Raw genomic sequence first — 21,618 nt, forward strand, 5'->3', positions numbered from 1 at the left:
CCCGCCAACTGTGCTACCGAGCGCACCCGAAGCCATCAGCGCTTACCCCACGCCTAAGACTTAAAAGGAAAATCCGCCCGATGTCATCGGCAGAATCGCCTGTCACCCGCTTTGCCCCCTCGCCCACCGGCTTTCTGCACATCGGCGGGGCGCGCACCGCCCTGTTCAACTGGGCCTATGCCAAGGGCCACAAGGGCAAGATGTTGCTGCGCATCGAGGACACGGATCGTGAGCGTTCCAACCCCGCTGCGGTGGATGCGATCCTTGATGGCTTGAAGTGGCTGGGCCTGAATTGGGATGGCGAGGCGATCTCGCAATATTCGCGGATGCAGCGCCATGCCGAAGTGGCGAATGAATTGCTCAAAGCCGGCAATGCCTATTATTGTTATTGCACCCCGGCGGAACTCACCGCGATGCGCGAAAAGGCCGAGGCCGAGAAGCGCCCGATCCGCTATGATGGCACCTGGCGCGACCGTGATCCCTCAACAGCTCCGGCTGGCGTGAAGCCGGTGATCCGATTCCGCTCCCCGCAAGAAGGCGAGACGGTGATCAATGACCGCGCGCAGGGCCGCGTGGTGATCCCCAACAAGGATCTTGATGACCTCATCATTCTGCGTTCCGACGGCAACCCGACCTACAATCTCTCTGTGGTGGTCGATGACCATGACATGGGTGTCACTCACATCATCCGTGGCGTGGATCATCTGACCAATGCTGCGCGGCAGAGCCAGATCTATCTCGCCATGGGCTGGGCCGTGCCGGACATGACGCATGTGCCGCTGATCCACGGGCCGGATGGTGCGAAACTCTCCAAGCGCCATGGGGCGTTGGGTGTGGAGGCTTACCGCGCCATGGGTTATGTGCCGGCGGCTTTGCGCAACTATCTCGCGCGCCTCGGCTGGAGCCATGGCGATGATGAAATCTTCTCGACCGAACAATTGGTGGAATGGTTCGAGCTGGAAGGCGTCAACAACTCGCCAGCACGGTTTGATTTTGCCAAGCTGGAAAACCTGAACGGACACTATATCCGCCACATGGCGGATGTTGATTTGCTCAATGCCTTCATGGGCTTCCTTCCCTTTGTTGAAGGCGGACCTGAACTGCTGGGCAAGATCGACGACGCGATGCAGGCCAAGCTGGTCAAGGCCATGCCCGGCCTCAAGGAGCGGGCGAAGACGCTGGTGGAGCTGCAGACCTCTTCGCAATATCTGTTCGCTCATCGGCCGCTGCCATTGGACGAGAAGGCCAAGGGCCTGCTCAATGACGAAGGCAAGGCGGCGCTGCAGGCGTTGCATCCACTTTTGGCTGCATCGAATGAATGGACCGCACCTGCGCTTGAAGCCATCGTGAAAGCCCATGCAGAAGCCACCGGCATCAAATTGGGCAAGTTCGCGCAACCATTACGTGCTTCCTTAACAGGAACGTCAACTTCACCCGGCATCTTTGATGTTCTTGAGGTTTTGGGACGCGAAGAGGCCCTGGGCAGGATTGCGGATCAGTTGCCTCAGGGATAGACTGCAGATAGGGCAGCATTGTTGACCAATCTGTTGCGTTGCAGTAGCGTGGGCATATTCCATTGGAGGCATTGATGGCAGAAAAGGCAAATACGGCGCAGATCACGTTTGAAGGCAAAACGCAGGAACTGCCCATCCTGGAAGGAACCATCGGGCCGCATGTCATCGACATCGCGAAGCTCTATGGCCAGTCCGATGTGTTTACCTACGATCCAGGTTTCACCTCAACAGCGGCGTGCAAATCGGCGATCACTTATATCGATGGCGATGCCGGCATCCTCCTGCACCGCGGCTATCCCATCGAACAGCTGGCGATGAATGGTGACTTCATCGAGACTTGCTATCTTCTCTATTACGGTGAGCTGCCCAACAAGGAGCAGCGCAAGACTTTTGAAACCGCAATCACCCGCCACACCATGGTGCATGAGCAGATGGCGCGGCTGTTCTCCGGCTTCCGCCGCGATGCGCATCCCATGGCTGTCATGGTGGCCGTGGTCGGCGCGCTCTCGGCCTTCTATCAGGACTCAACCGATATCACTGATCCGAGGCAGCGCGAGATTGCCAGCCACCGGATGATCGCCAAGCTGCCGACCATTGCAGCGATGGCCTACAAGTATCACATCGGCCAGCCCTTCATCTATCCGCGCAATGACCTGCCCTATGCTGCGAATTTCCTGCATATGTGCTTTGCCGTGCCAGCAGAAAAATATGAAGTGAACCCGGTTCTGGCCCGCGCCATGGACCGCATCTTCATGTTGCATGCCGACCATGAGCAGAATGCCTCCACCTCCACGGTGCGTTTGGCTGGCTCATCGGGTGCCAATCCATTTGCCTGCATCGCAGCGGGTATCGCCTGTCTGTGGGGCCCGGCCCATGGTGGTGCCAATGAAGCGGCACTTAAAATGCTGGAAGAAATCGGCACCGCCGACAAGATCCCGAGCTTCATCGAGAAGGTGAAGGACAAGTCCTCCAATGTGCGCCTGATGGGCTTTGGCCACCGCGTCTATAAGAACTATGACCCGCGCGCCAAGATCATGCAGGAAACTGCCTATGAGGTGTTTGACGCTTTGGGCGTGGCCGATGATCCGTTGCTGGAAGTCGCGAAACAGCTGGAGCAGATTGCGCTGAGCGACCAGTATTTCATTGACCGCAAGCTTTATCCGAATGTGGATTTCTATTCCGGCATCATCCTGCGGGCGATGGGCTTCCCCACGCATATGTTCACCGTGCTGTTCGCCTTGGCGCGCACCGTGGGCTGGATTTCGCAGTGGAAGGAAATGATCGAAGATCCGTCGCAGCGCATCGGCCGCCCTCGCCAGCTCTATGTGGGCCCGACGCAGCGGGATTATGTGAAAGCTGAGAAGCGGTAGTTAGCCGCCTCTCTCAGCTTCAGGGTTATTTGCTATCGATCAGTGACGCGCCGATTTCGGCTTCTGCCACGAGCTTGCCATTGACCTTGGCTTCGGCTGCAAATTTGAAGATCGGCACGCGCTTGGCGATCAGTTTGACGTGAAATTCCACGGTGTCCCCCGGGCCCACGGGGCGGCGGAATTTGGCCTTATCAATTGATGTGAAGAACACGAGCTTGCCCGCATGTTCGGAATGATGCTCCAGCACCAGCGCTCCTGCCGTTTGCGCCATAGCCTCGACCAGCAACACGCCCGGCATCACCGGGCGGCTTGGAAAGTGACCCTGGAAGAAGGGCTCATTCATGGTCACGTTCTTGATGCCGATGCCGGATTGTTCGCCATCCATGTCCTTCATCTTGTCGATCAGGAGGAAGGGATAGCGGTGCGGCAGAAGCTGCATGATGCGCATGATGTCGATGGATTTGAGAGCGGGTGCGGCAGCTTCAGTCATGATATCCCCAATGAAAAACGGCGATCCAAAGGATCGCCGCTTTCTATACATATGAGATTGTTGTCGGTCTAGAAGCGCGTGCCCAGCGAGAAGCGCCAGTATTGCACAGAATCATGCTCGGCCTTGAGCAGCGGATAGGACCAATCGAGACGCAGCGGTCCGAAGGGCGATGACCAGACGAGACCGGCACCCACTGACAGGCGGAAATCTGCGCCGTCATATTGCGAGCAACCCGTGCCACCGCCGAACGTGCAACCGTTTGTAACTACGTCGCCACCATTAAACACCGTACCAAAGTCGGTGAAGATCGCGCCTGAAATGCCAAGCGCTTGCGGCAACCCCAGAGGGAAACTGGCTTCGACCGTGCCGATCGCATAATCCTGTGCACCGATGGCCTGCCAATTGCCGTTGTTGCCGATCTGTTGCGGGCCTACGCCACCAGGCGAGAAGCCGCGGAAAGAGTCGCCACCTTTAAAGAAGCGATCTTGCAGATTGACGCTATTGCCCAACGACTGGATGTGGCCTGCCGTACCTTGGAATTTGACAACAACCTGATCTTCAAACAGCGGCAAGAAGTACCAGGCCTTACCTTCAACTTTGCCATATTGTGCATCGCCAAGACCGGCAAGTTCGGAGGTCAGCATGGCGCGCAGACCAGAGGTCGGCAGATTGGGATTGTCCACCGCGTCATAAACATAGCCAACCGAAATCGCATTCTTCCAGGTTGAGCCCTGTTCTGAAATGGCAAGCGGCGTGGCGATGCTGGTATTGACGTTATAGATACTGCGATATGCCAGCAGATATTTGAAATTCATCGACTGGTATTCATCCAGCTTGAAGCCGGTGCGCAAGGCACCGCCATACTGCGTTGAATTATAAGACGATGAAACCTGGTTGTCGGTATTGTTGGCGAAAATATCCAGCCCGGCCGAGATATTAGAACCCAGGAAATAGGGGTCAGTGATTGAGTAATTGATCGACTGCTTCACAAAGGATGCCGAGGTGGCAACGCTTTGCTGGATGCCCATACCGAACATGTTGCGTTCTGCATATTCGATCGAGCCTACGACCGTTTCAGTTGAAGAGTAGCCAACCGAGAAAGTGAGGGAGCCGGTCGATTTTTCCTGTACGTCCACGATCAGCACAACCTTGTCCGGTGAGGATCCTGGTTGCTGCTGGAAATCGACTTTGTCAAAGTAGTTGAGCGCAGTCAGGCGGCGGCGAGCGCGCTCGATCAGCGTTGGATTATAGGCATCCCCTTCATAAAGCTGGAGTTCCCGGCGAATCACATAGTCGCGCGTGCGGCTGTTGCCAACGATATCGATACGCTCGACATAGGCGCGGTTACCCTCAGTCAGATTGTAGGTGATGTTGACGCTGCGGCCATCAGGATTGCGGTCCACCTTCGGATCGACTTTGGCGAAGGTAAAGCCTTGATTGGATGCTTCAAGGGTCAGGGCTTCAACGGACTTGTCAACCTTCGAGGCATCATATGTATCGCCTACGCCGGTGCGCACTTTCTTGCGCAACTCGTCACCATTCAGATTGGCAGTGCCCACATTGACGGCAACGTCCTTGATGTCATAGCGCGGGCCTTCTTCCACCGTGATCGTAATGAGGAAGCCACGGCCGTCCGGCTTCTGATGGGCTTCGGCACTCAGCACCTGGATGTCGGCAAAGCCGTTCTTCAGGTAGAAGCGGCGCACCAGTTCCTTGTCATATTCGAGCTTGTCGGGATCGTAAGTCGTGTTGTTGCCGAAGGGGTTCCACCAAGCCTTCTGCTTCGTCACCATTTCGCCGCGCAAACGGTCGGCGCTGAGCGACTTGTTGCCGACGAAGACGATCTCGTCGATCTGGGTCTTGCCGTTTTCGGAAATTTCGAAGGCCACATTCACCCGGTTGTCCGAGAGGTCGATCAGCTTCGGATCGACGCGCACATTGTAGAAGCCCTTGGACTGGTACAGAGCCAGCACACGCCGCGTATCACTCTGGATGCGCGACTTGGTGAAAATCATGTTCTGGTGAACTTCGACTTCCTTTTGGAGACTCGTGTCGTCAATTTCGGAATTGCCTTCGAAATTGACCTTGTTGATCATCGGGTTTTCAACAACGTGAATTACAATATTGCTGCCGCGGCGGTCAATCTTCACATCGGCAAAAAGGCCGGTCTGGAAGAGTGCCTTGATCGAAGCGTCCACCTTTTCAGGTGTCACGGCTTCGTTGGGACCGAACTGCAGATATTGCAGGACTGTGGCGCGTTCAACGCGCTGGTTGCCCTCAATGACAACACCATTCTGGACAGCATAGGCAGCAGTCGGAATCAGGGAAACTGCGCCGAACATCGGCACAGCCAGGAGCAACGCCAAAACAAACATGCCCACAAGGCGGAAATTCTTACGCATCAATAGCCAATCTTAAACCAATACCGTCCGTGCATCGCATTTCCCCATATAGACCCCTGGCAGAAACACTGTTCAGGTTGCCAGCCTGACTCGCGCCGTTTTAACCAATTCCCGCCTGAATGCAAATGAAACATGGGCTTCAAATTTCCATGCAATTCCAAGCATATTAAGCATTTGTTAGCATTCAACCCAGAGGGTTTTTAATGCCCGAAAATCGTGAATATATCGTTGGTGGTGACAAGCACCATCAACATCAGGATGGCTGAGAGGCCGATGCGGAAACTCCATTCCTGGGCGACAGGGCTGACAGGACGGCCCATAACGCCTTCAATCAGGTAGAAAAGCAGATGTCCGCCGTCCAGCATCGGGATTGGAAACAGGTTGACCAGGCCGATGGAAACGCTGATCAGGCCGATGAAGAACACGAAGGGCCACACACCCATGGACGCCGTGTCTCCAGCCACTTTGGCCACACCAAAAGGACCATGCAGCTGGCTCGAGCTTTCGGTGCCCATGAAAATCTTGCCGATGTAATGCAAGGTGGTTCCGGCCACGAACCACGTGCGCTCCGCGCCCTTGCCCAAAGCGGCCACGGGGTTGAGACGCTCGGTGCCTTCAGGGTCCAAACGAGCATCATGCTTGATGCCGATCTGGGTGACCTTGACCTTGGTGCCAAGCCCGTCTTCAATTTCAACGATTTTGGGCGTCAAAGTAATATCTAGGTTTTGCCCGCCACGTTCGACAACCAATGCCACGGGGGCGGCCTGGCGCAACACCATGGCGTCCTGGATATCGCCAAAGCTCTTGATTTCAGTGCCATCAATCTTGCGGATGTAATCGCCAGCCATCAGGCCAGCGGCCTTGGCGGCGCCATCTTCCACCACTTCATCGACGCGTGGCTGGCTGATCGGCATGCCCACGAGCGAATAGGCGGCAGCAAAGATCACAATTGAAAGGATAAAATTGGCGACAGGACCGGCAAGTACGATCAGGAAACGCTTCCAGAGTTTAGCACCCTGCAGCGAGGTTTCGGTGACCTTGGCATTGGCATCAGGAAGGCTAGCGCCATTGGCATCGCCTTCAAATTTCACATAGCCGCCAAGGGGCAGCCAGCCGAGCTTCCAGCGGGTGCCATGCTTGTCGGTGAAGCCAGCAAGTTCGCGGCCAAAGCCGATTGAAAAGGCTTCGATTTTTACGCCGCACCAACGGCCAACGAGGAAGTGGCCGAGCTCGTGGAAGAACACAATGACGACCACGGCCATAATATAGGCCAAGGTGGACACGAGCACCGCATATGCCGGAAATTGAAAGATAAATTGCATCTAACCCCGCTTGAGCCCCGAAGTGAATATTTAACCACTTATTCACCACAAAGCACGGTCATTGCGTCAACAATCAGGCAGTATGGTTACCATTCCGGGGAATGGTGTTACCAGAGCAAAAGGCCGCCTGCGGCATTGCCCGCCCTGTGGATGAAACCGAGCACCGCGACGAACAAAACCACAGCCAGGAGGCCATCAACCCGGTCCAGGACGCCGCCATGGCCGGGAATGAAATTGCCACTGTCTTTCACACCGTAACGGCGCTTCAGCGCGCTCTCGAAAATATCACCCGCCTGCTCCACCAAGGCAGCGGCGGCGGCGATCAGCACCAAGGGCAAAATCATCAGCCCCCAGAAACCGGCAAGCACGGCAGAGACCAGTGCTGCACCGACAACAGCACCCAAAAGACCTGCCCAGGTTTTCTTGGGCGACAGGGTGGGAGCGAGTTTCGGCCCTCCAATAATGCGGCCAAAGAAGTAAGCGAAAATGTCTGCGCCCCAGACAACGGCAAAACACCAGACTACCGCCCAGCGGCCAGACTGCTCATCCTCGCGCAACAGCACGAAAGCGATCATCGGCAGGCTGACATAGAACACGCCCAGCAGCGACCAGATGCTGCCCTGCCCGGCATTGACTAGCCACATGAGCGCGCTGACCAGCCATAACACGAGAATGGCGAGGCAGGCGGAATCGAGTCCCTGGGTTTCAGTGACAAACACGCCGCAAAGGCCGGCGAGTGCGAGCACGGCAAAGGCGCGCTCACTGCCGCCATGCACAATACCGGCCCATTCATAGGCGATCAAAACGGCGAGAACGCCCATGAACATCTGGAACCAGATGCCACCTTCCCAGAGACAATAGATGGCCACCGGCATGAGTATGATTGCGGAAAGGCTGCGCAAGCCCAGATCCCCCCACTTGCCGGATTTCGCCGTGGGCGTATCAACCGTCATGCGGTTTGGGCTTTCAGGCCACCAAAACGGCGTTCACGCGCGCCAAACTCATCGACGGCGGTCTGCAAGGCTGCGCCATCAAAGTCCGGCCAGAAGACGGGCAGGAAAACGAATTCGGCATAGGCGCATTGCCACAGCATGAAATTGGAAATGCGCTGCTCACCGCCGGTGCGGATCAGCAAATCGACAGGCGGAATGCCATCAGTATCCAGTGCGCGTTCAAGGGCTGCATCGTCAATTTGGTCAGGTGTCAATTTGCCAGCCGCCACTTCGGTAGCGAGCTTCTTCGCGGCGCGAGCTAATTCCTGCTTCGAGCCATAGTTGAAAGCCACAACGAGGGTGAGTTTGTTGTTCTCGGCCGTCAGCTTCTCGGCTTCGTCCAGCATCTTGACCAGCGAGGGCTCCAGATCCTCACGTGCGCCGATGATCTTGATACGGGTGCCGGCGGCATGAAGTTCCGCCACATCCTGGCGGATGAAGCGGCGCAGCAGATCAAGCAGAAAGGAAACTTCGGCGCGCGGCCGGCGCCAGTTTTCCGTCGAGAAGGAATAGACCGAGAGATATTCGATACCGAGGTCGGCACTGGCGCGCACCATGCGGCGCAGCGCATCAATGCCCGCCTTGTGACCGGCAGAGCGCGGCAGGCCCCTTGCTTCAGCCCAACGGCCATTGCCATCCATGATCACGCCGACATGGCGCGGGACGCTGGCCGGTGCTGCTGGTTGCCCCTCGCGCCCCATGTCTTGCTCAGACCTGCATGATTTCGGCTTCTTTGCTCTTGAGCGAGCCGTCAATGTCCTTGATGGTGGCATCCGTCATCTTCTGCACTTCATCAGACTTGTCCTTGGCCTCGTCTTCGCCCATGGCAGAGGCCTTTTCCAAAACCTTGATCTGGTCCATGCCGTCGCGGCGCACATTGCGCACGGCAACACGCGCCTTCTCGGCATAGGTGTGAGCTACCTTAACGAGCTCTTTGCGGCGATCTTGCGTCAGATCGGGCATGCGCAGACGGATTACCTGACCCTCGGTCTGCGGGTTGAGACCGAGATTGGATTGCTGGATGGCTTTTTCGACGGCAATCACCAATCCACGGTCCCACACATTGATCTGCAGGAGGCGCGGTTCCGGCACGGTGACCGAACCCACGGCATTGATGGGTGACTTCGAGCCATAGGCATCGACCATGATTGGATCGAGCAGCGACGGCGAGGCACGGCCGGTGCGCAGGCTGCCGAAATCGTGCTTGAGCGCATCAATCGCGCCGGACATGCGGCGCTTGATATCAGCAGCATTGAATGGGGCTGGTGCAGCCATGATTATTCCTTTTCAACAATCGTATAGAGGCCGGTGCCATCAAAAACCTTGGCGACGTTTCCCGGCTCCCGGATTGAGAAGACTACTACTGGAATGTTGTTATCGCGCGCAAGGGCGATTGCCGCTGGGTCCATGATGCGCAGGTCCTTGGTCAGGATCTCGCCGAAGGTTACCTTGTCATAGCGCTTGGCACTTTTGTCAGTCTTGGGATCGGCAGAATAGACGCCGTCTACCGACGTGCCTTTGAACAGCGCATCACATTTGAGTTCTGCGGCGCGTAGTGCAGCACCTGTGTCAGTGGTGAAAAAAGGCAGGCCGGTGCCCGCCGCGCAGATGACCACGCGGCCCTGCTCCAGATGATAGATGCCCTTGGCGGCTGAATAGGTTTCGCAGACGGTGGGCATGGCAATCGCAGATAGCATGCGGGCACCCACACCGCGTGATGCGAGCACACCTTCCATGGCCAGCGCATTCATCACTGTGGCCATGATACCCATGTGATCGGCGGACACACGGTCAATGCCTTTGGCAGCACCTGCTAAGCCACGGAAAATATTGCCGCCGCCGATAACGAGGGCGACTTGTGCGCCGGCTTTTTGGAGGGCGGCCACTTCATCGGCCACGCGGCCCACAGTGGCGAGGTCAATGCCATAGGGTTGCGAGCCCATCAGCACTTCACCCGAAATCTTGAGAAGGATTCGTTTGTATTTGTTATTGCTCATGCTTATTCAATTCCGGGGTGGAAAACCCCTGCCCCTTGCTCCCGGCGCTTGTCTTAGAAGGCCGGGCGCGATTCGTCCCCAGCCGGCTTTGTTATTGCTCTTAACAGAAGATTAGCGGCCTCACCTTAGACTTTTATCGGTTGGTTGGTGGTGGAAATGATGACATTTGGAAGCCTTATGTGGGTCACTGGGCGCAGCAGCCGGCAGCATTGGTGGCTGGTGCAGCTGGGCTGCATGGTGATCCTCGCTCTGCTTTTTTTCTCGCTCTTGCCGTCCGATGGTTGGGATGGGCTGACACAACCGCGCGGGCAGCTGCGGCTGGATGAAGGCACCAGTCCGGTGCTGCCGCTCACTAGCATGGCGGATTTCCTCCGCAACTTCGGGTTCTATTCCTCGCCCCTGTCGTGGGTTTTGTTTGTCAGCCATATTCGCCGCTATCACGACCGCAACAAAAGTGGCTGGTGGAGCCTGGTCGCAGTTATCCCGGTGATCGGCGGCTTGTGGCAGCTGATCGAGCTGGGGTTCCTGCCCGGAAATCCAGACAAGAACAACTACGGCCCGCCCCCCGGTGCAGTACGCCTGCCAGCGGGTTTTGACCAAGAACTGGATGAACTGGAGGAGAAGGCTGGCGGCCTGGCCAAGGTGGATGATGCCTATCTGGCCAATTACGCCCAGAAGTTTGCAGCCAGCCAGCAGCAGGAATTGGCCATTGCCGGGCCTGCCACTGCCTCGTCTGGACCTCGCGCCTTCGGCAAACGCCGCTAATACGTCGCCTCCTGTTGCCTGACTCGCGCGGCTAAGATAACAATTCGCGCGCTCGGGGGTTTGCTGGGAGGAACAGAATGCAGAAGCTTGACCGAACTTACATTACCGTTGGCATGATCTGGCTGATCGCCGGGATGATCTTTGGCGCCTGGCTGGGCGGCTCGGGCCATATGAACTTTGCCAATTCACATGCCCATATCAACCTTTTGGGCTTTGTCGTTTCGACCCTGTTTGGCCTGCTCTACTGGGCCTTCCCTGCCATGGCGCGCTCCAAGGTGGCGATGTGGCAATTCCTGGTTTACGAAATCGGCATCCTGATGCTGATCATCGGCAAGATCATGATCGACAATGACGGCAAGGAAACGATTTTCCTGCAGCTCGGCTCGGTCGTTACCATCGTCGGCACCGCAATGATGCTTTATCTTTTTGTCACCAAATCGGGCTCTGAAGCCCGCGCCTGAACTTAGTCCTTCATCGGTTCGCGGCCGCGGGAGATCGCGGCCACGCCGGTGCGGGACACTTCCACCAGACCCAGCGGCATCATCAGCGAGATGAACTGGTCGATCTTGTCGGGCTTGCCGGTCAATTCGAAAACGAAGCTTTCGGTTGAGGCATCGACCACGCGTGCGCGGAAGGCATCGCCGAGGCGCAGGGCTTCGATGCGCTTGTCGCCCTCGCCCTTCACCTTGACCATGGCGAGTTCACGCGCCAGGAAATCACCCTCGACCGTTAGGTCAGCTACTGAATGCACCGGCACCATGCGGTCCAGCTGCGCCTTGATCTGGGCGATGACGGACGGCGTGCCGGTGGTCACGATGGTGAAGCGCGAGACATGCTTTTCATGTTCGGTTTCTGACACGGTGAGCGAGTCGATATTGTAACCACGGCCTGCGAAGAGCCCGATGATACGGGCGAGGACACCCGGCTGGTTTTCGGCGACCACGGCCAGCGTGTGGGTTTCAGCCACCGGCTTGGTGTCGTCGATGAAATAGGCTGAGCCCGTGGGTTGCTGATGCTGTGCGTTCATGTTGTTTTCTTTCTCACGCCTGATTAGACCAGTTGCTTGCCTTTGGCATCAATCGCCGAGCCCACTTCCTCGTCGCTGATATCGGCACCCAACAGCATTTCATTATGCGCCTTGCCTGATGGGATCATCGGGAAGCAATTGGCCAGGTTGGCCACTTCGCAATCGAAAATCACCGGGCCTGGCGTGTTGACCATGTCCATGATCGCCGCATCAAGATCAGCAGGTTTTGAGCAGCGGATACCCTTCCCGCCGAAGGCTTCAGCCAGCTTGACGAAATCCGGCAGGCTTTCCGAATAGCTTTCGCTCAGGCGGTTGCCATGCAGAAGCTGCTGCCACTGGCGCACCATGCCCATATAGTGGTTGTTCAAGATGAAGATCTTGATCGGCAGGCGGTACTGAATGGCTGTCGAAAATTCCTGCATCGTCATCTGCACCGAGGCATCGCCGGCGATATCCACCACCAGGGATTTCGGATGCGCGGCTTGCACGCCCACGGCGGCTGGCAGACCATAGCCCATCGTGCCCAGGCCACCGGACGTCATCCAGCGGTTCGGCTCTTCGAAGTGATAGAATTGCGCTGCCCACATCTGATGCTGGCCCACTTCGGTGGTGATGTAGGTGTCGCGGTCCTTGGTCAGCTCATAGAGACGCTGGATCGCATATTGTGGCATGATCACATCTTTGTTGGCGCGGTACTTCAGGCAGTCCACCGCTTTCCATTTGGCGATCTGCTCTTTCCATGAGGCGAGTGCGCCTTGGTCGAGCTTGGCACCTGTCTTCTTCCATTCGGCCAGCAAGGCGGCGAGCGCTTCCTTCACGTCAGCGACCACCGGGATATCAATCTTCACCGTCTTATTGATCGAGGACGGATCGATATCGATATGGATCTTCTTCGAGTTGGGCGCGAAGGCATCGAGCCTTCCGGTGATGCGATCATCAAAGCGCGCGCCGACATTGATCATCACGTCGCAATCATGCATCGCCAGATTGGCTTCGTAGGTCCCGTGCATGCCCAGCATGCCGAGCCATTCCTTGCCGGAGGCCGGATAGGCGCCGAGCCCCATCAAGGTCGAAGTGATCGGAATGCCGGTGAGGCCCACAAATTCGCGCAGCAGCTTGGACGCTTCGACACCCGAGTTAATGACGCCGCCACCGGTATAGAACAGCGGCTTCTTGGCGGAGGCGATGAGCTTCACGGCAGCTTCGATCGCCTGCGCATGCGGAGACGTGCGCGGCTGATAGGATTTCACGATCACGCCTTCGGGGCCGGTGTAGCGGCCCTTGGCGAATTGCACATCCTTCGGGATGTCCACAACGACCGGGCCGGGGCGGCCATGGGTAGCGACATAGAAGGCCTCGTGGATGATGCGGCTGAGGTCATTCACATCCTTCACCAGCCAGTTCTGCTTGGTGCAGGGGCGCGTGATGCCGACGGTGTCGCATTCCTGGAACGCGTCATTGCCGATCAGATGGGTGGGCACCTGGCCGGTGAGCAGCACCATCGGGATCGAGTCGAGCATCGCGTCAGTCAGGCCGGTCACGCAATTGGTGGCGCCGGGGCCTGATGTGGCCAGTGCCACGCCGGGCTTGCCAGTGGAGCGCGCATAGCCTTCGGCCATGTGGGTGGCACCCTGCTCGTGGCGCACCAGAATGTGCTTCACTTTTTCCTGCTGGAAGAATTCATCATAGATCGGCAGCACAGCGCCACCGGGATAGCCAAAGACATGCGCCACGCCCTGGTCTGCCAGAGCGCGGAGCACCATTTCAGCGCCGGTCATCATTTCTGCTTCAGCCATCTCAACCCTCTTCAATTCCAGTTCGCTCTAAACGCAATTTTGCCAATAAAAAAGGCCCCCGGGGGAGCCTGTGTTTCGCGTAGCACCAAGTATCCGGCAGGGTTAACCCTGCCTGGCGCTACGCGGTCCTACTACAAGAATGCTGTTCATGGGGCATATTTGCCTATGCGGGGGGCTGCTTGTCAAGGGGCGCGTGAGGAACGCCTCTCAAATGACAGGAGATTCATCCGTCACCTCGTCCCAATCCGCCATCTGGCCGCGCCACCATGTGAGCTGGCGTTTGATATATTGGCGGGTGGCGGTCTGGGCCAGCAGGCGTGCCTCATCAAGGCTGATCTCGCCGCGCAGATGGGCCTGCAGTTCCGGCACGCCGATGGCTTTCATCAAGGGCTGATCCTTGTGAAGTGGCGGTAGGGTCTTCACTTCATCGAGCGCGCCCTGCTCCAGCATTTGAACAAAGCGTGCATCGGCGCGGGTGTAAAGTTCTTCGCGGGGCAAGGATTTGAACAGTTTGCGCAAGGCTACATCAGCCAACGGTGCAGAAGCGGAGGCCTGCCAGTGCAACAGACTTTGGCCGGTGCTTTCAATGACTTCCAGCGCACGGATCAGGCGTTGGCGGTCTGCGGGATTGAGCTTATAGGCCATGGCTGGGTCACGGGTGGCGAGTTCGGCGTGATGATTGCCAGTAAAGCTGCGCCACTTGTCGCGCACTTCAGGCGCGATCTCAGGCACCTCCGACAAGCCTTTGATCAGAGACATGAAATAGAGGCCGGTGCCACCACAGATGATCGGCAACTGGCCTTGCGCCCAGGCTGTTTCCACCTCAGCCATAGCCTCGCGCTGCCAGCGGGCTACGGAATAATCGGTGCTGGCGGCGATGTGGCCGTAGAGTTTGTGCGGAGCCGCCGCCTCGTCTTCCGCAGAGGGCCGCGCCGTCACGACGCGCAGCTCACGATAGACCTGCATCGAGTCGGCGTTGATGATCACGCCGTTTTCGGCCTGGGCCATGGCCAGCGCCAGTGCCGACTTGCCGCTGGCGGTCGGGCCTGCAATAAGCACGGCGCGTTTTGGGGTGTTCGAAGACATCATGGATTCCGTTCTCGTTCTCATAGCAGCGCCGGGCTCCGGTGCAATCACCGCCGGATTGGCCGAGGAACTGGGCGCGGTGCGCTGGCTGGCACATGGCGATGCGCTGGAAGCGGATGCAGCGTTTGAGGCCGAGGCACGCGAGCTTTGCGCTGGACTGCCGATCGATATCAATGTTGTGCCGGAGGCCAAGCGGCGGAAGCGCATTCTGCTGGCCGATATGGATTCGACCATGATCGAGCAGGAATGCATCGACGAACTGGGCGTGGTGGCCGGCGTGGGTGACCGGATCAAGGACATCACCGCCCGCTCGATGCGGGGCGATCTTGATTTTGAGGGCGCGCTGAAAGAGCGCGTCGGGCTGCTGCGCGGGCTGGATGAAGGCGTGATCGCCACATTGATCCGTGAACGGATCAGTTTCATGGCCGGAGGTGCCACGCTGCTGGCCACGATGAAAGCGCATGGGGCTTACTGTGCGCTGGTGTCCGGTGGATTTACTGCCTTTACAGCACACGTGGCCGGCACGTTGGGTTTTCACGAGCACCGCGCCAACACTTTGCTGATCGAAGCTGGCAAGCTAAAAGGTGAAGTTGCGATGCCCATTCTCGGCAAGGACGCCAAGGTGGAAGCGATGAACCGCATCACCAAAGCCCAGGGCACATCAGCCGCCGATGTGATCGCGGTGGGTGATGGCGCCAATGACATCCCGATGCTGCAGGCCGCCGGGATAGGCGTAGCATTACATGCCAAGCCCAAGGTGCAGGAACAGGCGCAGTATGTGATCAACCACGGAGATCTGACGGCACTGCTATATTTGCAAGGCTATGCGCAGAGCGAGCATCAAAACTTGCCGTGAGGGGACGATGAGCAGGCAGAACACCATCAACCTGATTGCGGCAATGTCTTCTATAACGGTCCTGGGATTCGTGCTGGGCTTCATCTTTCCGGTCCTTTCGCTTCTCATGGAAAAACAGGGGATCGACTCCAGGCTCATCGGGATCAATACGGCTGTCCAACCGGTAGGCACTGTTGCCACGTTATTTTTGACGGCACCGATTGTCGGCAGATTTGGCGCGGTGCGCGTCGCCGCGCTTTGCGTTGTCATGATCATTGCGGCCTTGCTGCTCTACCCGCATCTGCCGGTGTTCTGGTATTGGTTCGTCCTTCGCTTCGTCCAGGGCTTTTTCTTCACCACGCTGTTCACTATCAGCGAGGCATGGGTGGTCAAATATTCAACTGGTCCTTATGCGTCACGGATTCTCTCGATCTACATGTCGCTGTTTGCATTGGCGATGGCGGCCGGGCCGCTTCTGCCGGCACAAATCGGTATTGAAGGGTCCGCGCTGTTTATCATCACCGCTATCGTCATTCTGGTCGCGGCACTTCCCATCGCCTTCGTGAAAGCGGAGGAAGCCCGCATCGAGTCTGCTGTATCGCTGACGGACATTCTGAATTTTGTTTGGGAATCGCCCATGCTGTTAACATCGGTCGGGCTCTTCGCCGCTTGCGAGGCAGCGGCCTTGAGTTTTTTGCCCCTGCTCGGCGTCTTCAATGGCCTGTATGCCGATCAGGCCGCTGTCCTCGTTTCGGCCTTCGTCGGCGGTCCCATTGTCCTGCAATATCCCATTGGTTGGCTGGCTCACAAATATGGGAAATTCCGGGTGTTCCTGGGGTGTGCACTCTGCACTGCCATCGCGCTGCTCGCGATACCGTTGTTGATCCTGAATGTTTTGATATGGCCCATTCTGGCGATCGCCGGCGCAGCTTCCGCCGGCCTTTACACATTGGCACTGGCGGTCTTGGGAGAACGTTATTCCGGCAATCAGATCCTCGTCGGCACGTCCGCCTTCTCGGCGATCTATGGAATAGGAATGCTCGCTGGATCGGTTCTCTGTGGCCTGATCATGAACAGTTTTGGCGGCGCCTGCATATTCTACGGACTGGCCGCTTTGTTTGCTGGTTTCGCAGTGGCGATAAAATTCAAAGCCCACGCATTCGCCGATGCACCAATATCGTGACTTACGCCCTGAACACCACGGTCGCGCCGACGATGATGATGGCGAAGCCGAGAATATGTTGCCAGGTGATGCTGGAGCCGAGATAGAAGATCGCGAACAGGATGAAGGCGGTGAAGGTGATGACTTCCTGGATCGTCTTCAGTTCGGCGGGGCTGTAATATTGCACGCCCCAGCGGTTGGCGGGCACGGCGAGCCAATATTCAAAGAAGGCAATGCCCCAGCTAATCAGGACGACAACCCAGAGCGGCTTGTCCGTGAACTTCAAATGCCCATACCAGGCAAAGGTCATGAACAGATTGGAGCCGCAGAGAAGAAGGATAGGGAGAATCTTACCGAAAACCATGACTTTTCCTGCTGCGCGGCAGGCCTTGAGTCAAGGCATGTAAAATTAAAAAAGGGCATGGGAACAAAGCTCCCATGCCCGAGTTTTTTCGCGTCTCTTACTTGTTGATCATGCGCAGGATGTAATAGGCGGCACCACCGATGCCCACGCCGAAGAACCAGCCATACACGCCCCACCAGGCCGGCAGCAGCGTGGTGAAGTTCGGCAAGATCGTCGAGAACAGGCCACCGATGATCAGTGCGATGAAGGCATTTACATGCCAGCCGCCCTGGAACTTGAACTCGCCATTTTCCTGATAGAGCGCGTTCACATCGATCTTGCCTTTGCGGATCAGATAATAGTCCACCATCATGATGCCGAAGATCGGACCCATGGTGGAACCGATCAGGCCCACGAAATGTGCGGCACCGCCATTCCACGGCGCCCAGGGATAGAGAACGAGCGCAATGAGGGCCGCGATATAGCCGCCCTTCTTGAAGTCGATCTGCTTGGGGAAGACGTTGGAAATATCAAAGGCGGGCGAGACGAAATTCGCCACGACGTTGATGCCCAAAGTCGCCACCGCGAAAGTGAGCGCGGCCAGCAAGGCGAGGAACCAGCTGTCGAACTTGGCCGAGATCTGATCCGGATGCAGCAGCAGTTCGCCGTAGACGGTGAAGGCAGCCGTGGTGGTCACGCCGGCGACCAGGCAGAACAGCAGCAGGTTGACTGGCAGGCCCCAGAGATTGCCCTTACGCACTGCGGCTTCGTCCGTTGCGTAGCGGGTGAAGTCACAGAAGTTCAGATAGAGGGCGGCGAAATAGGTGATCCAGGTGGCAGCCACGGCAGCGAGAGCGCCGAAGGAACCGGGTGCACCGGGAACGCCGGCATCCTTGGTGGCTTCCACCAGCTTGTCAGCCGGAATGTCGCTGCCGAAGGAGATCGTGCCCGCCTTGACCGTGAGGTAGATGGCCAGGAACAGCATCATCAGCCACACAGCGGGACCGGCCCAATCCTGGAATTTGCGCACGGTTTCCATGCCGTTCTGGATGATCAGCAGCTGTAGAGCCCAGACGACCACGAAGCAGATCACTTCCAGCGTGGAATGGCCGAGCATGTGGCTCGACTGGTTCCAGGCGGCGATGTCTGCATTGCGGCTGAGCAGCGCCACGATGGCGCCAGCAGCAGCAGCGGTTTGTGCGCCATACCAGAAGCAGGCGACGACGGCGCGGACGAGTGCTGGAATATTGGCGCCGAAGGTGCCGAAGGATGCACGGGCCAGCACCGGATAGGGCACGCCGGTGCGCACGCCAGCAATGCCGACCATGTTCATCAGCACGAAGACGACGATTGAGCCAATGCCGATGGCGATGACGAAGTTGAGGAAGCTCCCGCAGAGCAGGAACAGGCTGGCGGCGAGGAAGTAGCCGTAGAGCGAGTGGACGTCCGACGTCCACACGTTGAAGATTGAGAAGGCGCCCCAGTTGCGTTGTTCCGCAGGCGCCAGGTCGGCGTTATGTAACGCCGGTGACGGATTAATGAGTTTCATATTGGTCCCCTTGTGTTGCCAAATCGATGCCTTCTTTTTGGGCATTCGACTCACATGCACGTTATCTGCCTTTTAAAAGAGCGGCAATTGACTTCGGGTTTATGTAGACCGCTTTCCTGACCAGCGAACCTGAATCGGCCTATAGGTCAGGCATGGGCATGTGGCGAGGCATCATTGTTTGGGCAGGGTTCATGGCCCTTGAGACCGTGCATGGGATTCTGCGCGGCATCTTTCTGGTGCCACGCCTTGGCATCGAGATGTCAAACAGGATCGGATGGCCCATTGCGGCCGCGCTCGTGTTTGGGATCACATTGCTGACCAGCCGTTGGATGGGGCTTAGCGGCACGCGGGCCCTGCTCCAACTCGGCGCCTTGTGGGTGGTGCTGACCTTTGCGTTTGAAATCGCCATCGGGCTGATGCAGGGTTTGAACGCGACACAATTGATTCACGAGATCAACCCGTTCTCGGGCGGAATGCTGATGTGGAGCCTTGTGGTGGCGTTTCTCTCGCCCTTCGCCGCTGCCCGGTTGCGCCAATGACAGTCTGCTGACAGAGGTTGTCAGTAGTTGTCAGCAGGCACCCTTTGCGGATGAGCTTGCAGCGCCTATATCTGGCCCATGGGTCACTCAAGACAAGACGGCGGCTTCGCGGAAGCGCCACAACCAGCCATCACCGATTTGCAACCGCTGCCGGAATCCGCCCGCGCCGGGCTGGAGGGCTTGCGGCCCGAAGTGCAATCGCTGCCGATGTTTGCGCCGCACAAGCCGACCAAGATGCCGAAATCGGAAGGCGGCAAGAAGCTCGAAGTGGTCTCGCCTTACGAGCCCAAGGGCGACCAGCCGACTGCGATCAAGGAACTGGTCGAGGGTGTGAACACGCAGGAGCGCAACCAGGTGCTGCTCGGTGTCACCGGTTCCGGCAAGACCTATACGATGGCGAAGATCATTGAGGCCACCCAGCGCCCTGCCCTTATCATGGCGCCGAACAAGACACTGGCGGCGCAGCTTTATGGCGAGTTCCAGAATTTCTTCCCCAATAATGCGGTGGAATATTTCGTCTCGTATTACGACTATTACACGCCGGAAGCCTATGTGGCGCGCTCCGACACCTATATTGAAAAGGAAAGCGCCATCAACGAGCAGATCGACCGCATGCGCCATTCGGCCACGCGCTCGCTGCTGGAACGCGACGATGTCATCGTGGTCGCCTCCGTCTCCTGCATCTATGGCATCGGCGACGTTGAGACTTATTCGGCGATGGCCTTTGCCGTGAAGAAGGGCCAGCGCATCGCCCAGCGCGCGCTGATCGGCGATCTCGTGTCACTGCATTACCGCCGCAATGACCAGAATTTCGTGCGCGGCTCGTTCCGGGTGCGCGGCGATACGATTGAGCTGTTCCCCTCGCATCTGGATGACCGCGCCTGGCGCATCTCTTTGTTCGGCGACGAGATCGAAAGCATTTCGGAATTCGATCCGCTGACCGGGCAGAAGAAGGCCGAGCTGGAGCAGGTCAAAGTCTATTCCAATTCGCATTATGTGACGCCCAAGCCCACGCTGGAACAGGCCGTCATGCGGATCAAGAACGACCTGCAGATCAGACTCGCCGAGTTCAACACTGCTGGCCGCATCCTGGAAGCGCAGCGGCTTGAGCAGCGCACGATGTTCGACATCGAGATGATGATGGCGACGGGCTCCTGCGCTGGCATCGAAAACTATTCGCGCTATCTCACCGGCCGCAAACCGGGCGAGCCGCCGCCGACACTGTTTGAATATCTGCCGGACAATGCCATTGTGTTCACCGATGAAAGCCATGTGACCGTTCCGCAGATCGGCGGCATGTTCAAGGGCGACTTCAACCGCAAGGCCACACTGGCCGAATATGGTTTCCGCCTGCCCTCCTGCATCGACAATAGGCCGCTGCGTTTCGAAGAATGGGACGCGATGCGGCCACAGACGGTTTATGTTTCGGCCACGCCCGGTGGCTGGGAAATGGCGCAGACCGGCGGCGTGTTTTCCGAACAGGTGATCCGCCCCACCGGGCTGATCGATCCGCCCGTCATCATCCGCCCGGTGAAGACGCAGGTTGATGACGTGATCGCCGAATGCAAGGCCGTGGCGCTGGCCGGCCAGCGGGTGCTGGTGACCACGCTGACCAAGCGCATGGCCGAAGACCTCACCGAATACATGCACGAGCAAGGCGTGCGCGTGCGCTACATGCACAGCGACATCGACACGCTGGAGCGCATCGAGATCCTGCGCGATCTGCGGCTGGGCGCGTTTGACGTGCTGATCGGCATCAACCTGCTGCGCGAAGGCCTCGACATTCCGGAATGCGCGCTCGTCGCCATCCTGGACGCCGACAAGGAAGGCTTCCTGCGTTCGGAAACCTCACTGGTGCAGACCATCGGCCGCGCCGCGCGCAATGTGGATGGCCGGGTGATCATGTATGCCGACCGCGAGACCGGCTCAATGCAGCGCGCCATTGCCGAAACCAACCGCCGCCGCGCCAAGCAGGTGGCCTACAACACGGCCAACGGCATCACGCCGCAATCGATCAAGAAAAATATCGGCGACATCATGGGCTCGATGTATGAGCGCGACCATGTGCAGGTGGATACCGGCCTGTCGGAGAGCGGCCCGCTGATCGGGCACAATCTGGCGAAGGTGCTGGCCGACATGGAAAAGCGCATGCGCGAGGCGGCGGCCAATCTGGAATTCGAGGAAGCCGCAAGGCTGCGTGACGAGGTCAAGCGCCTGAAGGCGGTGGAGCTGGCGGTGATGGACGACCCGCTGGCCAAGAGCAGCAACATCCAGGGCCCGGAAGCGAGCTGGCCGCAGCCGAGCAAGGACCGCAAGGCGGGTTCGAGTGCGGGGAAACCGGGGACGCGGGCGTTCCGGGGGCCGAAGCGGAAGTAGAACTGCTATCGCGCCGTCACCCGGCAGTTCGGAAAATCGTCAATCAACCGACA

The 21,618-nt window shown here is 58.0% G+C and carries 20 protein-coding genes; 8 read left to right on the forward strand and 12 right to left on the reverse strand.

Annotated elements, in window-relative coordinates; all coding sequences use genetic code 11:
• Nucleotides 1–80 precede the first annotated feature (80 nt).
• On the forward strand, nt 81–1,514 hold the full coding sequence (gene gltX / locus F8B91_RS05230; protein WP_196502635.1) for a glutamate--tRNA ligase: 1,434 nt from the start codon (nt 81–83) through the stop codon (nt 1,512–1,514).
• Nucleotides 1,515–1,588: 74 nt separating this feature from the next.
• A complete protein-coding gene (gene gltA / locus F8B91_RS05235) occupies nt 1,589–2,884 on the forward strand; it encodes a citrate synthase (protein WP_196502636.1) in 1,296 nt (431 codons plus the stop codon).
• A gap of 25 nt (nt 2,885–2,909) precedes the next feature.
• Here the strand turns inward: gltA and fabZ are convergent, their stop codons facing one another.
• The 7 genes from fabZ to pyrH all read right to left on the reverse strand — a co-directional run bounded on the left by fabZ (nt 2,910) and on the right by pyrH (nt 10,087).
• Nucleotides 2,910–3,374: a 3-hydroxyacyl-ACP dehydratase FabZ gene (fabZ, locus tag F8B91_RS05240; protein WP_196502637.1), complete on the reverse strand. Its 465-nt coding sequence runs from the start codon at nt 3,372–3,374 to the stop codon at nt 2,910–2,912.
• Nucleotides 3,375–3,442: 68 nt separating this feature from the next.
• Entirely contained in the window at nt 3,443–5,776 is a 2,334-nt protein-coding gene (gene bamA, locus F8B91_RS05245; RefSeq protein ID WP_196502638.1) for an outer membrane protein assembly factor BamA, read from the reverse strand.
• A gap of 200 nt (nt 5,777–5,976) precedes the next feature.
• On the reverse strand, nt 5,977–7,098 hold the full coding sequence (rseP, locus tag F8B91_RS05250; protein WP_196502639.1) for an RIP metalloprotease RseP: 1,122 nt from the start codon (nt 7,096–7,098) through the stop codon (nt 5,977–5,979).
• Between the two features lie 107 nt (nt 7,099–7,205).
• Nucleotides 7,206–8,051, reverse strand: coding sequence for a phosphatidate cytidylyltransferase (locus F8B91_RS05255; protein ID WP_196502640.1), 846 nt, complete (start codon nt 8,049–8,051; stop codon nt 7,206–7,208).
• Nucleotides 8,048–8,791, reverse strand: a complete 744-nt coding sequence (locus tag F8B91_RS05260; RefSeq protein ID WP_196502641.1) for an isoprenyl transferase — start codon at nt 8,789–8,791, stop codon at nt 8,048–8,050. The genes F8B91_RS05255 and F8B91_RS05260 overlap by 4 nt, the downstream gene beginning before the upstream one ends.
• 7 nt (nt 8,792–8,798) lie before the next feature.
• Nucleotides 8,799–9,365, reverse strand: coding sequence for a ribosome recycling factor (gene frr / locus F8B91_RS05265; RefSeq protein WP_196502642.1), 567 nt, complete (start codon nt 9,363–9,365; stop codon nt 8,799–8,801).
• A 2-nt stretch (nt 9,366–9,367) separates the two neighbouring features.
• Complete coding sequence (gene pyrH / locus F8B91_RS05270; RefSeq protein WP_196502643.1) at nt 9,368–10,087, reverse strand: UMP kinase; 720 nt, start codon at nt 10,085–10,087, stop codon at nt 9,368–9,370.
• Nucleotides 10,088–10,243: 156 nt separating this feature from the next.
• Here pyrH and F8B91_RS05275 point away from each other — a divergent pair, with 156 nt between their 5' ends.
• Nucleotides 10,244–10,852, forward strand: coding sequence for a DUF805 domain-containing protein (locus tag F8B91_RS05275; RefSeq protein ID WP_196502644.1), 609 nt, complete (start codon nt 10,244–10,246; stop codon nt 10,850–10,852).
• A 77-nt stretch (nt 10,853–10,929) separates the two neighbouring features.
• Nucleotides 10,930–11,313, forward strand: coding sequence for a hypothetical protein (locus F8B91_RS05280; protein ID WP_196502645.1), 384 nt, complete (start codon nt 10,930–10,932; stop codon nt 11,311–11,313).
• 2 nt (nt 11,314–11,315) lie between these two features.
• On the opposite strand, the gene ilvN is transcribed toward F8B91_RS05280, so the two are convergent.
• The 3 genes from ilvN to miaA form a co-directional block, all read right to left on the reverse strand.
• On the reverse strand, nt 11,316–11,879 hold the full coding sequence (gene ilvN, locus F8B91_RS05285; protein ID WP_196502646.1) for an acetolactate synthase small subunit: 564 nt from the start codon (nt 11,877–11,879) through the stop codon (nt 11,316–11,318).
• A gap of 23 nt (nt 11,880–11,902) precedes the next feature.
• Nucleotides 11,903–13,657 carry an acetolactate synthase 3 large subunit gene (locus F8B91_RS05290; protein ID WP_246715121.1) on the reverse strand — a complete coding sequence of 585 codons (1,755 nt, stop codon included), beginning with the start codon at nt 13,655–13,657 and terminating at the stop codon, nt 11,903–11,905.
• A 225-nt stretch (nt 13,658–13,882) separates the two neighbouring features.
• Nucleotides 13,883–14,761 carry a tRNA (adenosine(37)-N6)-dimethylallyltransferase MiaA gene (miaA, locus tag F8B91_RS05295; protein ID WP_246714967.1) on the reverse strand — a complete coding sequence of 293 codons (879 nt, stop codon included), beginning with the start codon at nt 14,759–14,761 and terminating at the stop codon, nt 13,883–13,885.
• A 1-nt stretch (nt 14,762) separates the two neighbouring features.
• On the opposite strand from miaA, the gene serB reads away from it, so the two are divergent.
• Together serB and F8B91_RS05305 are read left to right on the forward strand one after the other, a co-directional pair.
• Entirely contained in the window at nt 14,763–15,617 is an 855-nt protein-coding gene (gene serB, locus F8B91_RS05300; protein ID WP_196502649.1) for a phosphoserine phosphatase SerB, read from the forward strand.
• A gap of 7 nt (nt 15,618–15,624) precedes the next feature.
• Entirely contained in the window at nt 15,625–16,779 is a 1,155-nt protein-coding gene (locus F8B91_RS05305; RefSeq protein WP_196502650.1) for an MFS transporter, read from the forward strand.
• Between the two features lies 1 nt (nt 16,780).
• Here F8B91_RS05305 and F8B91_RS05310 read toward each other — a convergent pair whose 3' ends face one another.
• Nucleotides 16,781–17,122: a DMT family protein gene (locus tag F8B91_RS05310; RefSeq protein ID WP_196502651.1), complete on the reverse strand. Its 342-nt coding sequence runs from the start codon at nt 17,120–17,122 to the stop codon at nt 16,781–16,783.
• 97 nt (nt 17,123–17,219) lie between these two features.
• Complete coding sequence (locus tag F8B91_RS05315; RefSeq protein ID WP_196502652.1) at nt 17,220–18,650, reverse strand: NCS1 family nucleobase:cation symporter-1; 1,431 nt, start codon at nt 18,648–18,650, stop codon at nt 17,220–17,222.
• A gap of 191 nt (nt 18,651–18,841) precedes the next feature.
• Between F8B91_RS05315 and F8B91_RS05320 the strand changes: the two genes are divergently transcribed.
• Both F8B91_RS05320 and uvrB read left to right on the forward strand, forming a co-directional pair.
• Nucleotides 18,842–19,189 (forward strand): hypothetical protein, encoded by a 348-nt coding sequence (locus tag F8B91_RS05320; RefSeq protein WP_196502653.1) that lies wholly within the window; start codon nt 18,842–18,844, stop codon nt 19,187–19,189.
• A 78-nt stretch (nt 19,190–19,267) separates the two neighbouring features.
• Nucleotides 19,268–21,565: an excinuclease ABC subunit UvrB gene (gene uvrB / locus F8B91_RS05325; protein ID WP_432432023.1), complete on the forward strand. Its 2,298-nt coding sequence runs from the start codon at nt 19,268–19,270 to the stop codon at nt 21,563–21,565.
• Nucleotides 21,566–21,618: the final 53 nt, after the last annotated feature.

Source organism: Aestuariivirga litoralis, from assembly GCF_015714715.1.
In the GTDB taxonomy this organism is placed as follows: domain Bacteria; phylum Pseudomonadota; class Alphaproteobacteria; order Rhizobiales; family Aestuariivirgaceae; genus Aestuariivirga; species Aestuariivirga litoralis_A.

Coding starts and splice junctions, on each gene's coding strand:
- gltX (WP_196502635.1), top strand. CDS start 81: ATGTCATCGGCAGAATCGCCTGTCACCCGCTTTGCCCCCTCGCCCACC.
- gltA (WP_196502636.1), top strand. CDS start 1,589: ATGGCAGAAAAGGCAAATACGGCGCAGATCACGTTTGAAGGCAAAACG.
- fabZ (WP_196502637.1), bottom strand. CDS start 3,374: ATGACTGAAGCTGCCGCACCCGCTCTCAAATCCATCGACATCATGCGC.
- bamA (WP_196502638.1), bottom strand. CDS start 5,776: ATGCGTAAGAATTTCCGCCTTGTGGGCATGTTTGTTTTGGCGTTGCTC.
- rseP (WP_196502639.1), bottom strand. CDS start 7,098: ATGCAATTTATCTTTCAATTTCCGGCATATGCGGTGCTCGTGTCCACC.
- F8B91_RS05255 (WP_196502640.1), bottom strand. CDS start 8,051: ATGACGGTTGATACGCCCACGGCGAAATCCGGCAAGTGGGGGGATCTG.
- F8B91_RS05260 (WP_196502641.1), bottom strand. CDS start 8,791: ATGGGGCGCGAGGGGCAACCAGCAGCACCGGCCAGCGTCCCGCGCCAT.
- frr (WP_196502642.1), bottom strand. CDS start 9,365: ATGGCTGCACCAGCCCCATTCAATGCTGCTGATATCAAGCGCCGCATG.
- pyrH (WP_196502643.1), bottom strand. CDS start 10,087: ATGAGCAATAACAAATACAAACGAATCCTTCTCAAGATTTCGGGTGAA.
- F8B91_RS05275 (WP_196502644.1), top strand. CDS start 10,244: ATGATGACATTTGGAAGCCTTATGTGGGTCACTGGGCGCAGCAGCCGG.
- F8B91_RS05280 (WP_196502645.1), top strand. CDS start 10,930: ATGCAGAAGCTTGACCGAACTTACATTACCGTTGGCATGATCTGGCTG.
- ilvN (WP_196502646.1), bottom strand. CDS start 11,879: ATGAACGCACAGCATCAGCAACCCACGGGCTCAGCCTATTTCATCGAC.
- F8B91_RS05290 (WP_246715121.1), bottom strand. CDS start 13,657: ATGACCGGCGCTGAAATGGTGCTCCGCGCTCTGGCAGACCAGGGCGTG.
- miaA (WP_246714967.1), bottom strand. CDS start 14,761: ATGTCTTCGAACACCCCAAAACGCGCCGTGCTTATTGCAGGCCCGACC.
- serB (WP_196502649.1), top strand. CDS start 14,763: ATGGATTCCGTTCTCGTTCTCATAGCAGCGCCGGGCTCCGGTGCAATC.
- F8B91_RS05305 (WP_196502650.1), top strand. CDS start 15,625: ATGAGCAGGCAGAACACCATCAACCTGATTGCGGCAATGTCTTCTATA.
- F8B91_RS05310 (WP_196502651.1), bottom strand. CDS start 17,122: ATGGTTTTCGGTAAGATTCTCCCTATCCTTCTTCTCTGCGGCTCCAAT.
- F8B91_RS05315 (WP_196502652.1), bottom strand. CDS start 18,650: ATGAAACTCATTAATCCGTCACCGGCGTTACATAACGCCGACCTGGCG.
- F8B91_RS05320 (WP_196502653.1), top strand. CDS start 18,842: ATGGCCCTTGAGACCGTGCATGGGATTCTGCGCGGCATCTTTCTGGTG.
- uvrB (WP_432432023.1), top strand. CDS start 19,268: ATGGGTCACTCAAGACAAGACGGCGGCTTCGCGGAAGCGCCACAACCA.